Origin of the sequence: Achromobacter sp. AONIH1 (assembly GCF_002902905.1) — a bacterium.
Classification (GTDB): Bacteria; Pseudomonadota; Gammaproteobacteria; order Burkholderiales; family Burkholderiaceae_B; genus Achromobacter.
The window spans coordinates 6,037,690-6,051,301 of record NZ_CP026124.1; the positions used below are offsets into that span (position 1 = coordinate 6,037,690).

The following is a 13,612-nucleotide window of genomic DNA, read 5'->3' on the forward strand; positions in this document are numbered from 1 at the left end:
TCTCGACGCGCCGCTCAGCCGGCGAACAACTCCGCCGCGACGAAATCCACGAAAGCCCGGATCTTGGGCGACAGCTGCCGGCTGGACGGCCACAGCACGTGAAAGACCATCTCGCGCTTGTTGTAGTCGTCCAGCACCGTGACCAGCCTGCCCTGCCGCAGTTGCTCGCGCACGGCGATCTCGGGCACGCAGGCGATGCCCAGGCCCTGCTCGGCGAAGCAGACCTGCGGGTCCAGCGTATTGGTCACCATGCTGGCGGGCAGTTCCAGCGCCGGCTCGTCCGGCGCGCGGCCCAGCGGCCAGACATCCAGCTTGCCGGTGCTGGGAAAGCGGTACAGCAGGCAGGCATGACGCGTCAGGTCCTGGGGCTCGCGCGGCCAGCCCGCCGCCTCGAAATAGGCGGGCGCGCCCACGATCACCTTGCGACAGGCGCCCAGCCGCCTGGCCGTCAGGCGCGAATCGCCGGGCTCGCCGCTGCGGATGACGGCGTCGAAACCCTCTTCGATCACATCCACCAGCCGGTCCGAGTAATCGATGTCCAGCTCGATGCCCGGATGGCTGCGCTTGAACTCCCCCAGCTTGGGCATGAAGAGCGTGCCCACCGACGGCAGGCTGATGCGCAGCTTGCCGCGCGGCTCGCTGCGGGTCTGCAGCAGCTCCGCCTCGGCGGCCTCCATTTCGTGCAGGATGCGGCGGCAGCGCTCCAGGAACAGCGCGCCTTCCGGCGTCGGATTGATCGTGCGGGTGGAGCGGTGGAACAGGCGCACGCCCAGCCGTTCCTCCAGCCGCACGATGGCCTTGCTGACGGCTGATGCCGAAATGCCCAGTTGCTGCCCCGCCGCCGTGAAGCTGCGCGCATCCGCGGCACGGACGAACACGTGCAGCGCGCTGATGTTGTCCATGCTTGCCCGCCCCATTCATGACTACAGAGTCATGAGTGTTTGAAACTTTAGCCTGTTTTTCATTTATCGGGCTTCCTCCACACTGCGTCCCAGCGATGGGCCTGCCGCCTTCCGGCACGCCTGCCCCCGATGAAAGGACGAGAACATGACGACGATGACAGCGCGGACCGCCGCGCATCCCGAGGCGGACAAGCTGCCGCTGGCCGCGCTGCTGGCGCTGGCGATGACCGGCTTCCTGGCCCTGCTGACCGAGACCCTGCCCGCCGGCATGTTGCTGCGCATCAGCGCGGGCATGGGCATATCGGAAACGCTGGCGGGCCAGTTCGTGACGCTGTACGCCATCGGCTCGGTGGCCGCCGCCGTGCCGCTGACGACAGCCACGCAGGGCTGGCGTCGCCGCCCGCTGCTGCTCGCGGCGCTGGCCGCGATCCTGATCTTCAACACGCTGACGGCGCTGACCGACAGCTACATCGCGGCCCTGGCCGCGCGTTTCCTGGCCGGCATGGCGGGCGGCCTGATCTGGGGCATGCTGGCCGGCTATGCGCGCCGGCTGGTGGCCGATCCGCTCAAGGGCCGCGCGCTGGCCATCGCCGGCGTGGGCGCGCCCATCGCCCTGTCGCTGGGCGTGCCGCTGGGCACGCTGCTGGGCGATGCGCTCGGCTGGCGCAGCGCGTTCGGCGCGATCTCGCTGCTGACGCTGGCGGTCATGGCCTGGATCCTGGCGAAGGTGCCCGATTTCGCGGGGCAGCCGGCCGGCAAACGGCAGGGCGTCGGCCTGGTGCTGCGCAGCCCCGGCCTGCGCCCGGTGCTGGCCGTGCTGGTGCTGTGGGTGCTGGCGCACAGCATTCTCTACACCTATGTCGCGCCCCTGCTCGGCCCGGCCGGCCTGTCGGGACAGACGGATCGGGTGCTGCTGACGTTCGGCGTGGCCTCGCTGGCCGGCGTGTGGACCAGCGGGATGCTGATCGACCGCCGGCTGCGCGCGCTGGTGCTGCTGAGCCTGGTCGGTTTCGCGCTGGCCGTGCTGGCGCTGGGACTTGCGGGCACGCATGCGCCAGCGGTGTATGTGGCGGTGGCGGCCTGGGGCGTGGCGTTCGGCGGTTCGCCGACCCTGCTGCAGACGGCCTCGGCCGAGGCGGCCGGCCCCGGTGCCGACGTGGCGCAATCGATCCTGGCCACCGTCTGGAACGTGGCCATCGCGGGCGGCGGCATCGTCGGCGGCCTGTTGCTGGACGCCTGCGGCGCCGGCTCCCTGCCCTGGGCCGCGCTGGTGCTGGCGATCGCCGCGCTGCTGCTGGCCGGCGCGGCGCGCGCTCATGGCTTTCCGGCGGAGCCGCGCCACGCCCGGCGTCAGTGAGGACGGGCTGCGTCCTGCCACAAGCCGGCGGCCGGCATGGCGGCCGACCACCGTGTCGCGCTCAAGGCTTGATCGACGTGCCCCAGGCGCGCGGCTTGCCCTCCCAGACCGAGAAGCCTTGCACGCGCTTGCCAGTGGCCCAGGCATCGGCGCCGTTGTAGAGCACCAGCAGCGGCGTCTGCTCCAGCATCAGCGCATGCAGCTGGTCGAACAGGGCCTGACGCCTGGCCGGATCGGATTCCAGGAAGCTCTCGTCGATCAGCTTCTGCGCCTGCGGATCGTCCCAGACCTTGCGCGGCTGCGCCGTCTTGTCGCCGGAGAACTGTTCGAAGCTCAGCGCGGGATCGATGCGCGAGGAGAACGTGAAGGAGCTGATCTGGTACTTGCCGGTGTTGTAGCGGTCCAGCTGCGTGGCCCACTCCAGCACTTCGATGCGGGCGTTGATGCCCACGGCCTGCATCATGGCCTGCGCCATCACGGCGACCTGGTAGCTCGGCACATGGGCGCGCTTGTTGGCGTAGATGACGATGGGCTCGCCCTTGTAGCCCGCTTCCTTCAGCAGTTGCTGCGCCCGCGCCGGATCATGGCGGTAGGCGCGCTTCTCGGCCTCCTTGTAGTAGGCCGAGCCGGTGTGGACGGCGGAGTTGTTCAGCTCGCCCAGCCCTTCCGACGCCGCCGCCACGACCTGCGGAATATCCAGCGCGGCGGCGATGGCCTGGCGCAGCTTGACGTTCTTGAGCACCGGATCCTGCGTCTGGAACAGCAGCGTGTGCTTGGTGGCGTCGTGCGGGGTCATGACGGCCACGGCGGGATTGCCCTTGAGTTCGGCCACGTCGGTATTGGTGATCTGGCTGGCGTCGATGGCGCCGGACACCAGCCCCGCCTTGGAGCTGGACGCGTCCGGCACCACCAGGAACCTGACCTCGTCGGCCAGCGCGCGCTTGGCGCCCACGTAGCCGTCCGGCTTGTCGCCGGCCCCGGGAGGCTGCGCATAATCCTTGAAGGCCGTGAGCAGCACGTATTCGCCGCGCTTCCATTCCTTGAACTGGTAGGGGCCGGTGCCGATGGGCTTGTCCCAATTGCCATCGGCGCCCACCGAATCCTTGTGCACGATGGCGGTCATGCCGCAATCGGTGCGCGCCAGCGAATCCAGGAACACGGCGGATCGGTGGCTGATCTTCATGACCACGGTGCGCGCGTCGGGCGCGGACACGTCGGTCACCTTCAGGCCGTTGCGACCGTCGAAATCGCTGCGGCAACGCCAGTCGCTCCTGGGATCCATGTAGCGCTGCCAGTTCCACAGCACGTCGGCGGAACTCAGCGTGGCGCCATTATGGAACTTCACCCCCTCGCGCAGCGTGAAGGTATAGGTCAGCCCGTCGTCCGACATGCTCACCGATTGCGCCAGCAGCGGCGCCACGGTGCCATCCTCGCGATAGCCGACCAGGCCCTCCACCATGTGCAGCACCACGCCGTCGGTGGTGTTGTCGCGGTTCACGCCCGGATTGATGGAGCGGATGTCGGCCGGCTGCGCGATGGTCAGCACGGCTGCCTGGGCGGCGCCCGCCCAGGCCAGGGCGAGGCTGAGCGCGAGCGTTCGGGAAAGGGAAGGACGAGGCATGTGGGGCTCCGGGGCTTGCGGCGCCGCTCATGCATTTTTGGCGCCAAAATTTGATGCACATTATGGATGCATCGAATCACGGCGCCATCGGGAGTATCCCTGAAGCGCGGCTGCGGGAGGTGAAAAACGCAAGGCCGGAAAGCGTCGCGGCGGCGATCCGTTGCCGGATGGCCGCCGCGGGCCGGCGGGACAGCCCGCCGGATCAGGGAATGAAGCCGCGATTCGCGGCCGCGCTCAGGAAATGTCCTGGCCCACGTGCGCCGCGATGATCTTCTGCAGGCGCTTGACGTCGCGCGCCTCGAGCGCGTCGACCATGTCGAAATGTTCGCGCGCGGACATCTCGATGCGCGCGCGCGTCACCCATTCCTTGGCCGGCGCCGCCGGCCCGCGCGCGCGGGTTTCCTGGATCAGCGCGACCAGTTCGCGGTTGCTGCACAGGTCGTACAGCGCCGCGTGGAAGGCCAGGTTGACCTCGTACTGTTCCAGCAGCGTGCCGTCCTGCAGCAACTTGGCGAAGCGCTCGGCCAGCGCGCGCAGCGCGCGCACCTTGGCGCTGGTGACGTTGGGCATCAGGTCGGCCGCCGCGCCGGTCTCGAGCAGGATGCGGATGTCGCGGATCTGCCCGTGCACGTCCGGATCCATGGCGTACACGTGGTAGCCCCGGTTCGGGATGTGCGCGATCAGGCGCTTGGCCGTGAGCTGGTCCAGCGCCCGGCGCACTTCCAGGCGCGTGCAATCGTAGCGCTCCTGCAGATCGATCTGTTTCAGCCAGGCGCCGGCCCCGTACACGCCCGACTGGATGTCGTGGGCGATACGGTCGACCAGGCCCGGCTGCGTCGCCGCCGCTTTCGGCATGGACCACTCCCGAGAATCAAATCCAAAGCGCGTATTTTATGCACACTCCCCGCCGGACATCGATCCCCGTTTCCCCCGTCAGGCCCGGGCCGCCGCCGGTTCGTCCAGCCGCCAGCGCAGGCGCACGCCGCCCGACGGGGTGGACTCCAGCGCCGGGATCGCGGACAGCAGCTTGCGGGTGTAGTCCTCGCACGGCCGGTCGAACACCTCGTCGCGCGCGCCCTGCTCGACGATGGCGCCGTCGCGCATGACCACCACGCGATCGGCCACCTGCTCCACCACGCCCAGGTCGTGGCTGATGAACAGGCAGGAAAAGCCGTGCCGCGCCTGCAGGTCGGCGAACAGGTCCAGCACCTGCGCCCGCACCGTCACGTCCAGCGCCGACACCGGTTCGTCCGCGATCACGAAGGCCGGCCGCCGCACCACCGCCCGCGCGATCGCCACGCGCTGGCGCTGGCCGCCCGACAGCTCGTGCGGATAGCGGCCGGCGTATTCCGAGCCCAGGCCGACCTCGGCCAGCACCTCGTCCACGCGCCGGCGCTTGTCCTGGGCGGACAGGCCGCCCAGCATGCGCAGCCCTTCGCCCACCAGTTCGCCGATGGTCATGCGCGGATCCAGCGAGGAATACGGATCCTGGAACACCATCTGGCAATTGAGCCGGTAGTCGCGCCAGCTCGCGGCGCGCCGGTCCACCGCCGCCCCGCGAAACAGGATCTGGCCGGACGACGGCGCCAGCAGCCCGGCGATGGCGCGGCCCAGCGTGGTCTTGCCCGAGCCGGACCCGCCCACCACCGCCACCACCTCGCGCGGCCGCACCTGCAGGTCGATGCCATGCAACGCGCGCTTGGCGCCGGTGCGCGAGAACAGGCGCTGGCGGCCGGCGTAGTCGATCACCAGATTCCTGACCTCGACGATGGGCGCCTCCCGGTTGACCGCCCGCGCCGGCTGCCGGCGCGGCATCGCATCCAGCAGCTTGCGCGTGTAGGGATGGGCGGGCCGCTCCAGGATGGCGGCCGTGGCGCCCTCCTCCAGCACGCGCCCGTGCTGCATCACCACCATGCGTTCGGTGTAGCGCGCCACCATGGGCAGGTCGTGGCTGATCATCAGCACGGCCGTGCGATGCTCGCGGGTCAGCGCCACCATCAGTTCCAGCACATCGCGCTGCACCACCGCATCCAGCGCCGTCGTCGGCTCATCGGCGATCAGCAGCGCAGGCTCCAGCAGCATCACCGAGGCCAGCATCATGCGCTGGCGCATACCGCCGGAGAATTCATGCGGCCAGGCCTGGACCGCCGCCTTGGGATCGCGTATGCCCACGCGCGCCAGCATGTCCAGCACCCGTTCGCGCCGCTCGGCCGCGCCCAGGCGGTCACGATGCAACTTCAGACCTTCCTCCAGCTGGCGACCGATGGACATGGACGGGTTGAGCGAAGTCATCGGCTCCTGGAACACCATGCCGATGCGCGCCCCGCGCAGCCCGCGCAGTGCGGCGGCGCTGGCGCGCGGCACGTCCACGCCCTCGAACAGGATCGAACCGCCCGCCACCTTGAGGGGCGAGGGCGTCAGCCCCATGATGGCGCGCGCCGCCTGGGTCTTGCCGCTGCCGGACTCGCCGACGATGCCGACCATCTCGCCCGGCGCGACCGAGAAGGACACGTCGCTGACGATCTCGCGCCCGCCGGCGCCCACGGTCAGGGTCAGCCCCGACACCGATACCAGTGCGCTCATTGCACGCCCCTCATGCGCGGATCGAAACGGTCCCGCACCGCGTCGCCCAGCAGGTTGATGCCCAGCAGCGCCAGCGCGATGGACAGCCCCGGGAAGATGGACAGGTAGGACGCCTGCGCCATGAACGGCCTTGCGGCGGCCAGCATGTTGCCCCAGGTCGGCGCGGGCGGCGGCACACCCAGGCCCAGGAAGGACAGCGCGCTCTCGGCCAGGATGACCCAGCCGAACATGGACGTGGCCAGCACCGTCAGCGGCGCGATGCAGTTCGGCAGCACGTGGCGCCACATCGTGTACAGCTCGGAATTGCCCAGCACGCGCGAGGATTCGATGAATTCCTTTTCGCGCAGGGACAGCACGGTGCCGCGCACGATGCGCGTGACCGACGGCGTGTACGCCAGGCCGAGCGCCAGGATGATGCCGTACTTGTTGGCCCCCACCACCGCCAGCAGTCCCAGCGCCAGCAGCAGGCCCGGAAAGGCCAGCAGGGCGTTGTTGAAGGCCATGATGATGCGGTCGGTCCAGCCGCGCACGAAACCGGTCAGCGTGCCGATCAGCGTGCCGGCGACGATGGCGAAGCTCACCGTCAGCAGGCTGATCCAGACGCTGCTGCTGGCGCCCGCCAGGAGGCGCGACAGCTCGTCGCGCCCGAACTCGTCAGTGCCGAGCAGGAAGCCGCCGCCGGGCGGCTTGAGCCGCGCGGCGAAATTGATCTTCAGCGGATCGTGCGGCGTCCACAGTTCCCCCATGACGGCGGCCACGAGCATCACGCCGACGATCAGGCCGCCGATCAGCGCGTTGGCTGGAATCTTCTTTTTCATTCGGCGGTCACTCTCGGGTCGAAAATGGGATAGCACAGGTCGATCAGCAGGTTCACCACCACATAGACCACGCCCACGAACAGCAGGCAGCCCTGGATCACCGGATAGTCGCGGGCAAAGATCGCGTCCACCAGCAGCCGGCCCAGGCCGGGAATGGTGAACACGGTTTCCACCACGGCGATGCCGCCCAGCAGATTGCCCAGCACCAGCCCGATCAGCGTCCAGGTCGGGCCAAAGGCGTTGCGGAACGCGTGGCGCATCAGCACCGCCGATTCCGGCAGGCCCTTGGCGCGCGCGTGCGTGATGTAGTCCAGCCGCAGCACTTCCAGCGTGCTGGCCCGCGCCATGCGCAGGAGCACGCCGATCTCGTGCAGGAACAGCGTGGCGATGGGCATGATCAGATACAGCAGCCCCGCCTTCCAGTCCTCGCCGACGGACACATAGCCGACCACCGGCAGCCATTGCAGCTTGAGGCCGAACAGGATCAGCATCAGCAGGCCGAGCCAGAACGTGGGAATGGACACCAGCAGCGTGGCCGTCGATACCAGCGCCAGGTCGGCTGCCTGGTTCTGCTTCCAGGCGGCGATCATGCCGGCCGGCACCGCCACCAGCGCGGCCAGGATCACGGCCACCACCACCACGCGGCCGCTGACCAGGAAGCGGTCCCATACCAGCGACAGCACGGGCTGGCCGGTATTGATCGACGATCCCAGGTCGCCGTGCAGCATGTTCGAGAACCAGATGCCGAACTGGGCGGCCCAGGTCTGGTCCAGTCCCAGCCGCGCCCGCAGGTCGGCCAGCGCGGCCGGCGTGGCCAGGTCGCCCAGCAGCAGCTGGGCGGGGTCGCCGGGAATCAGGCGGATCATCACGAACACCGCCACCGCCACGATCAGCAGCGTGGGCACGGCCATCAAGATCCGGGACAGCGCAAAACGCAGCATGGCTCGCTCCTCTCAGTTCCGCCGGCCGGCGACGGCCCGGACGCACCGGACAGATCCGGCCTTATTCATTGCGCAGCCGGCGCAGCGTGGCAGCCAGGAAATCCTGCACCCGCGGCACGCACTTCAGGCCGTCGTGCGGCACGTTGTCCACCAGGTCCAGCACCGCGTGCACGCCGGCCGCCTCGAACGAGCGGCGCAGAGACTCCAGCCGTTCCGGACGGGTCAGCCCGGCCGAGTTCGCGCCCGGCATGTGGAACTTGCCGCCTTCGCGATGCGTGATCTCCCAGGTCTCCAGGTCGGCCTTGCCCACGATCATGTGCACGGCCACCTTGCGCAGCGCCTCGGCGTCGACAGCCTTGCCGAAGCGCGCCTGCGCATCGCGCACGCCGACCCACCAATCCTGTTCGGGATCCAGCAGCGTGACCGAGCCCGGCGCGCCGATGGAAACGGCCCACAGCGTCTCGGGATGCAGCAGGGCGTAGCGGTTCACGAACTGGCCGCCGCCCGAATAGCCGAACAGGCCGAAGCGCTCGAAGCGCCGGCCGAACTTCTCGCCGACCTCGGCCACCATGTCCTGCAGCACGTGGTCGTAGCGGATCCCGCCTTCATGCAGCTGCTTGAAGCCGTCGCGGTTGCCATCGCCCAGCACGCCCACCGGAAACAGCGGGCATAGCACGATGCAATCGTTCCAGCGCGCGAACTCGGCGAAGGCGTCGCGGTATTCGACGAAGGCGCGGCCGGTGCCGTGCATGACCACCACCAGTTCCACCGGATGGCGCGCGCTGTCGATATGCGGCGGCACGTACATGCAGTACGAGAAGCGCGGATCGCTGCGGGCCGCGAAGATGGTGCTGTGCCCCAGGTCATAGATGGCCCGGGCGCGGGCATGGTCGGAAGGAACGGCGGTAGCTGCGCTGGACTGCATGGCTCTCTCGGTTGGCCGGCGGCGAAGGCCGCCGTCCGCGATGGCGCGGAAATTATGAAACATAAATTGGCGCCAATTTTAGGAATGAGCAAACCCGTCCCACAAGGCTGGGAAATCCCTAGGTAGAACAAGAATCGGGAAAAGGACGGGGATCGGGGCCAGGCGCCCGCTGCCGGGCGGCCCGCGCTCAGTCGAGCTTGTAGCTCTTGAGGTGGATGCTGGTCTCGGTGGCGGAGATCGCCTTGATGAGCCGGACGCGGTCCAGCGCCTGGGACATTTCCTCGATATTGGCCACGCTCAGCTCGGCCAGCAGGTCCCAGCGGCCATTGGTGTCATGCAGGCCCACCACGGCGGGGTCGCCCAGCAGCAGGCTGACGACGCGGCGGGTTTCGTTGCCGTCCACGGCGATGCTCATCCAGGCGCCGATGCGGTTGGGCTCGGATTCCGGCCGCAGCCGCACCGTATAGCCCACGATGATGCCGGCGTCTTCCAGGCGCGTGATGCGGTTGTTCACCGTGCCGCGCGAGACGCCCAGTTTCTTGGCCAGGGTGGCCACCGTGCTGCGGGCGTCGGCGCGCAACAGGCTGAGCAATTGTTGATCCAGTGTGTCCATTATTGTCATTTCGACAGGCGATTGGCGCCAATGTGAAATCTTATACGTGTTTTCCTGCCGAAATGGCAGCTTCCGGCTGACGCCGCCTTTGGTCAGAATTTTCATCAGTACAGAAGGAGACACCTCATGAGCACGCTGCTCACCACCAAAGACGTCGCCACGCTCATCGCGACGCGCACCCTGCCCCGCTGCCTGGAAGACCTGGCCGGACGCATCCGCGCCGACTTCCTGCGCTGGCCGGAATTCGACAAATCGGCGCGCCTGGCCAGCCATTCCAGACTAGGCGTGATCGAACTCATGCCCGTGGCCGATGCCCGCTACTACAGCTTCAAGTATGTCAATGGCCATCCGCAGAATCCGCATATCGGCCTGCCCACCGTCATGGCCCTGGGCGTGCTGGCCGACGTGGCCACCGGCATTCCCCTGCTGGTGTCGGAACTGACCCTGACCACCGCGCTGCGCACGGCCGCCATGTCCGCCGTGGCCGCGCAGGCGCTGGCCCGTCCCGGCGCGCGCAGCATGGCGCTGATCGGCAACGGCGCGCAAAGTGAATTCCAGGCCCTGGCCTTCCATCACCTGCTGGGCATCAACGACATCCGCGCCTACGACCTGGATCCCGCCGCCACCCGCAAGCTGGCCGCCAATCTGGCGCGGGTTCCCGGCCTGCGCCTGCGGCCCTGCGCCAGCGCGGCCGAAGCGACGCGCGGCGCCGACATCGTCACCACGGTCACGGCGGACAAGGCCTACGCCACCATCCTCACCGCCGACATGGTGGAAGACGGCATGCACCTGAACGCGGTCGGCGGCGACTGTCCCGGCAAGACCGAGCTGCACCGCGACGTGCTGCTGCGCGCCAGCACCTTCGTCGAATACGAGCCGCAGACCCGCATCGAAGGCGACATCCAGCAGATGCCCGCCGACTACCCCGTCACGGAACTGTGGCGCGTGCTGGCCGGACAGGCGCCGGGCCGCCGCGACGCGGGCGAGGTGACGCTGTTCGATTCCGTGGGCTTCGCGCTGGAAGACTATTCGGCGCTGCGCTACCTGGCAGACTCGGCGCGGGAGCTGGGCCTGGGCCAGCCGGCCGGACTGATACCCGATCTGGCCGACCCGCGCGATCTGTATGCGCTGGTCGAAGCCAGCCGGACGGTCGGGGTCCAGGGCGAAGTCGCGGTGCCGGCCCGCGACAGCCACGCGCTCTGCGCCTAGTCCGGCCGTCCGACCTCGGGATGCGGGGAGAACCTGCCAGCCACCTTGGCTGGCGGCCGCGCGGCCCTGGCATGCGGCATCCCGGGCCGTCGAGGCGCGTGCGAGGCGCGTGCGAGGCGCCCACGCACTGATGTTCCAGTGCATTGCCGCACCGCAGGCGCCAGGAGGGCGCGCGATATACTCGGCCACCGCAAGCCAAGCCTCGACGGTGGGCCCGGCGCACAGCACGCACGTCCCGCGTGCCCGCCCCCCGCCCGAGCGCGCCGGCACACTCATGAATTTCGGATTGTCACGACAAGCCCATGCTGCAATGGCTCAGACGCAAACTGTCCCCATGGTCGCCGGAACATCAGCGCTCGGTCGCGAAGTTTCCCGGCCAGGCTGAACTCGACCCGCCATCTCCCGCCGACCTGGCCGCCATGGGCATGACGGTGGCCTTCTTTACCCGCGACAGCATTTACGAAACGGAAAAGAACCGGCTGGTCCGCTCCGCTGAAAGGCTCCAGCTTCCCGTCGACGCCCAGGCTATCGACACCACCGGATCCTGGGTGCGCAACGCCGCCATGAAGCCCGGCGTGCTGGTCGGCATGCGGCGCAAGCACCGCGGCCCCATGCTCTATGTGGACGTGGACGCGGTGTTCCATCGCAATCCCTGGCCCAGCCTGGCCGCGCTGGATTGCGACATCGCCGCGTACCACGAGCCCGACGGCCATCTGCTCAGCGGCACGCTGTACATCAACGACACGCCGGCGGCGGCCACCCTGCTGGATGAATGGGCGGCGGCTTGCGGCGCCAATCCCGATGAATGGGACCAGCTCGTGCTCGAACGCATCCTGGCCGAGGATGCCGCGCGCGCCGAACCGCGCTATCGCCAGGCGCGGCTGCCGGTCGCCTATTGCTGGATCTTCGACAAGATCGACAACGCGGCATCGGCGCAGGTCTATATCGAACACCTGCAGGCCAGCCGTGAGAACAAGCCGCTCAAGGGGCTGTTCCGCAAGCCCGGCCGCAACGTACGGCGGCGCCGCGACCGGATCCGGACGATAGAGAAGATTCTGTTCACCGGCGCGCGCGGCCGCTAACAGACTAGCAGGGGCGCGCGACTAGCCGGCGGGATGCCGCCGCGCCTGCGCTTCGTCGACGTCCTGCCCGTCCTCGTGCAGGACGCGCCCGCCCTTCACGGGCAGCGCCTCGAGCAGCTTGTCCAGCGCCAGGGCGCGCTCGAAGTACCACCCTTGCACCTTGGAAACGCCGTGCGCGGCCGCCTCGTTGACGTGCTCCTCGGTCTCCGCGCCTTCCGCGATCACTTCGATATCCAGGGACTTGGCCAGCTCGATGATCTGCATCGCCACCGTGCGCTTGGCGCCTCTTTCGGAGAGCCCTTGCGTGAAGACCTTGTCGAGCTTCAGGTAATCCACCGGAAACGCCCCCAGGTAGGCCAGGCTGGAATAGCCCGTGCCGAAGTCGTCGATCGCGACCTTCACCCCCAAGGCGCGGATGCCGTCTATGGTTTCCCTGGCGTTCTCCTCGAGCAACCCCCGCTCGGTCAGCTCGATGATGATCCATGACGGCGGCAGGCCGGTCTCCTGCAGCAGCCTTTCGGCCAGCGCCCGGCCCGATCCCGACTTGACCTCGTTGGCGGAGATGTTCAACGAGACGTAGAAGCCCCGCACATGCGATTCGATGACCGGCAGGTCCTCGGCCACCAGATCGAACACCAGCGCCGCGATCTCCTCGGACAGGCCGCAACGCTCGGCCGCCGGTATGAAGATGTCCGGCCCCATCGGCTCGGCGCCATAGGGGCGCTTCCATCGCAGCAGCGCCTCCGCGCCTATCCATTGCTTGGTCCGGATATCGACGATGGGCTGGTAGACCAGATGGAACTCCCGGTCCCGTATCGCCCGGCGCAGCAGCTGGGGCATGTCGCGGGCCCATCGCTTGCGCCACAGGATCACGCCGCACAGCATCACGCCGGCGATCCCGCCGGCCGCGGCGACCGCCCATCGCGTGCCCGCGAAGTCGTGCAGATACGCCTCGGGAGGAATGGCCACCACCGCCACATGCTGGAACCGCGAGGACGGCAGGATCGCCAGCACCGTGCCCGACAGCTCCCCGACCACGGCCTGTCTGGTCGCCGCGCTCTGCAGCCACTCCGGCTTCACGTAGCCGATGCCGAAAAAGCGGTTGGTTTCGCCGGGATAGAACAAGCCGATGGTCGCGGACGGCTCGAGCAGCGTCATGGCGTTCACGTAGTCGCCGCGATTCAGGAATATCGTGTAGCCGTTGAAGGAGAGCGCGATGTACCGCAATTCCGGCGCGGCCGGCAGCGCCACGTCCGGCCATACGCGCATGCCCTGCAGCGACACGAAGTCCGGCGGGCCGAGGTCCAGGCCGTCCAGCGTGCGTCCCAATGAAGAACAGACGATGCGCGTTCCGTCGGCATAGGCGATGGCGCGCAGCACCGGGGATTGCAGGACCCGCTTGCCCATTTCAGACTGCGCATAGGCGGCACAGGGCAGCTTTCCACTCAGCGCGCGCAGCGATTGGCTCAGGTCCTGCAGCTGCGAAGACACGAGGTCCGCGCGTGCGAGCACCGCGGTCGAAAGCGTCCTGGCCTGCGTCTTGGCACGCTCGATGGCGAAT

Annotated in this window: 12 protein-coding genes; 3 read left to right on the plus strand and 9 right to left on the minus strand. The window is 68.5% G+C overall.

What is annotated here, in order from left to right; translation table 11 throughout:
- Window positions 1-14: 14 nt before the first annotated feature.
- Window positions 15-902 carry a LysR family transcriptional regulator gene (locus tag C2U31_RS27545; RefSeq protein ID WP_103275707.1) on the minus strand — a complete coding sequence of 296 codons (888 nt, stop codon included), beginning with the start codon at window positions 900-902 and terminating at the stop codon, window positions 15-17.
- Between the two features lie 145 nt (window positions 903-1,047).
- On the opposite strand from C2U31_RS27545, the gene C2U31_RS27550 reads away from it, so the two are divergent.
- The gene (locus tag C2U31_RS27550) at window positions 1,048-2,259 is read left to right on the plus strand and encodes an MFS transporter (RefSeq protein ID WP_103275708.1); all 1,212 of its coding nucleotides are present in this window, start codon (window positions 1,048-1,050) and stop codon (window positions 2,257-2,259) included.
- Window positions 2,260-2,320: 61 nt separating this feature from the next.
- Here C2U31_RS27550 and C2U31_RS27555 read toward each other — a convergent pair whose 3' ends face one another.
- The 7 genes from C2U31_RS27555 to C2U31_RS27585 all read right to left on the minus strand — a co-directional run bounded on the left by C2U31_RS27555 (window position 2,321) and on the right by C2U31_RS27585 (window position 9,760).
- The gene (locus C2U31_RS27555) at window positions 2,321-3,880 is read right to left on the minus strand and encodes an ABC transporter substrate-binding protein (RefSeq protein WP_103275709.1); all 1,560 of its coding nucleotides are present in this window, start codon (window positions 3,878-3,880) and stop codon (window positions 2,321-2,323) included.
- A gap of 234 nt (window positions 3,881-4,114) precedes the next feature.
- Window positions 4,115-4,735 carry a GntR family transcriptional regulator gene (locus tag C2U31_RS27560; protein WP_103275710.1) on the minus strand — a complete coding sequence of 207 codons (621 nt, stop codon included), beginning with the start codon at window positions 4,733-4,735 and terminating at the stop codon, window positions 4,115-4,117.
- Window positions 4,736-4,813: 78 nt separating this feature from the next.
- Window positions 4,814-6,463, minus strand: a complete 1,650-nt coding sequence (locus tag C2U31_RS27565; protein ID WP_103275711.1) for an ABC transporter ATP-binding protein — start codon at window positions 6,461-6,463, stop codon at window positions 4,814-4,816.
- Window positions 6,460-7,281, minus strand: a complete 822-nt coding sequence (locus C2U31_RS27570; RefSeq protein WP_103275712.1) for an ABC transporter permease — start codon at window positions 7,279-7,281, stop codon at window positions 6,460-6,462. Before C2U31_RS27570 ends, C2U31_RS27565 begins: the two co-directional genes overlap by 4 nt.
- Window positions 7,278-8,222 (minus strand): ABC transporter permease, encoded by a 945-nt coding sequence (locus C2U31_RS27575; protein WP_103275713.1) that lies wholly within the window; start codon window positions 8,220-8,222, stop codon window positions 7,278-7,280. The genes C2U31_RS27570 and C2U31_RS27575 overlap by 4 nt, the downstream gene beginning before the upstream one ends.
- 61 nt (window positions 8,223-8,283) lie before the next feature.
- On the minus strand, window positions 8,284-9,147 hold the full coding sequence (locus C2U31_RS27580; protein WP_103275714.1) for a hydrolase: 864 nt from the start codon (window positions 9,145-9,147) through the stop codon (window positions 8,284-8,286).
- Window positions 9,148-9,334: 187 nt separating this feature from the next.
- Entirely contained in the window at window positions 9,335-9,760 is a 426-nt protein-coding gene (locus C2U31_RS27585; RefSeq protein WP_103275715.1) for an Lrp/AsnC family transcriptional regulator, read from the minus strand.
- Between the two features lie 126 nt (window positions 9,761-9,886).
- Here C2U31_RS27585 and C2U31_RS27590 point away from each other — a divergent pair, with 126 nt between their 5' ends.
- Window positions 9,887-10,969, plus strand: a complete 1,083-nt coding sequence (locus C2U31_RS27590; protein ID WP_103275716.1) for an ornithine cyclodeaminase — start codon at window positions 9,887-9,889, stop codon at window positions 10,967-10,969.
- A 302-nt stretch (window positions 10,970-11,271) separates the two neighbouring features.
- A complete protein-coding gene (locus C2U31_RS27595) occupies window positions 11,272-12,051 on the plus strand; it encodes a putative nucleotide-diphospho-sugar transferase (RefSeq protein WP_233772526.1) in 780 nt (259 codons plus the stop codon).
- Window positions 12,052-12,072: 21 nt separating this feature from the next.
- Here the strand turns inward: C2U31_RS27595 and C2U31_RS27600 are convergent, their stop codons facing one another.
- The gene (locus tag C2U31_RS27600; RefSeq protein ID WP_233772527.1) at window positions 12,073-13,542 is read right to left on the minus strand and encodes an EAL domain-containing protein; all 1,470 of its coding nucleotides are present in this window, start codon (window positions 13,540-13,542) and stop codon (window positions 12,073-12,075) included.
- Between the last annotated feature and the right edge of the window lie 70 nt (window positions 13,543-13,612).

Bases quoted from the DNA above. Each gene is read 5' to 3' on its own strand.
- C2U31_RS27545 (WP_103275707.1), bottom strand. From the start codon at position 902: ATGGACAACATCAGCGCGCTGCACGTGTTCGTCCGTGCCGCGGATGCG.
- C2U31_RS27550 (WP_103275708.1), top strand. From the start codon at position 1,048: ATGACGACGATGACAGCGCGGACCGCCGCGCATCCCGAGGCGGACAAG.
- C2U31_RS27555 (WP_103275709.1), bottom strand. From the start codon at position 3,880: ATGCCTCGTCCTTCCCTTTCCCGAACGCTCGCGCTCAGCCTCGCCCTG.
- C2U31_RS27560 (WP_103275710.1), bottom strand. From the start codon at position 4,735: ATGCCGAAAGCGGCGGCGACGCAGCCGGGCCTGGTCGACCGTATCGCC.
- C2U31_RS27565 (WP_103275711.1), bottom strand. From the start codon at position 6,463: ATGAGCGCACTGGTATCGGTGTCGGGGCTGACCCTGACCGTGGGCGCC.
- C2U31_RS27570 (WP_103275712.1), bottom strand. From the start codon at position 7,281: ATGAAAAAGAAGATTCCAGCCAACGCGCTGATCGGCGGCCTGATCGTC.
- C2U31_RS27575 (WP_103275713.1), bottom strand. From the start codon at position 8,222: ATGCTGCGTTTTGCGCTGTCCCGGATCTTGATGGCCGTGCCCACGCTG.
- C2U31_RS27580 (WP_103275714.1), bottom strand. From the start codon at position 9,147: ATGCAGTCCAGCGCAGCTACCGCCGTTCCTTCCGACCATGCCCGCGCC.
- C2U31_RS27585 (WP_103275715.1), bottom strand. From the start codon at position 9,760: ATGGACACACTGGATCAACAATTGCTCAGCCTGTTGCGCGCCGACGCC.
- C2U31_RS27590 (WP_103275716.1), top strand. From the start codon at position 9,887: ATGAGCACGCTGCTCACCACCAAAGACGTCGCCACGCTCATCGCGACG.
- C2U31_RS27595 (WP_233772526.1), top strand. From the start codon at position 11,272: ATGCTGCAATGGCTCAGACGCAAACTGTCCCCATGGTCGCCGGAACAT.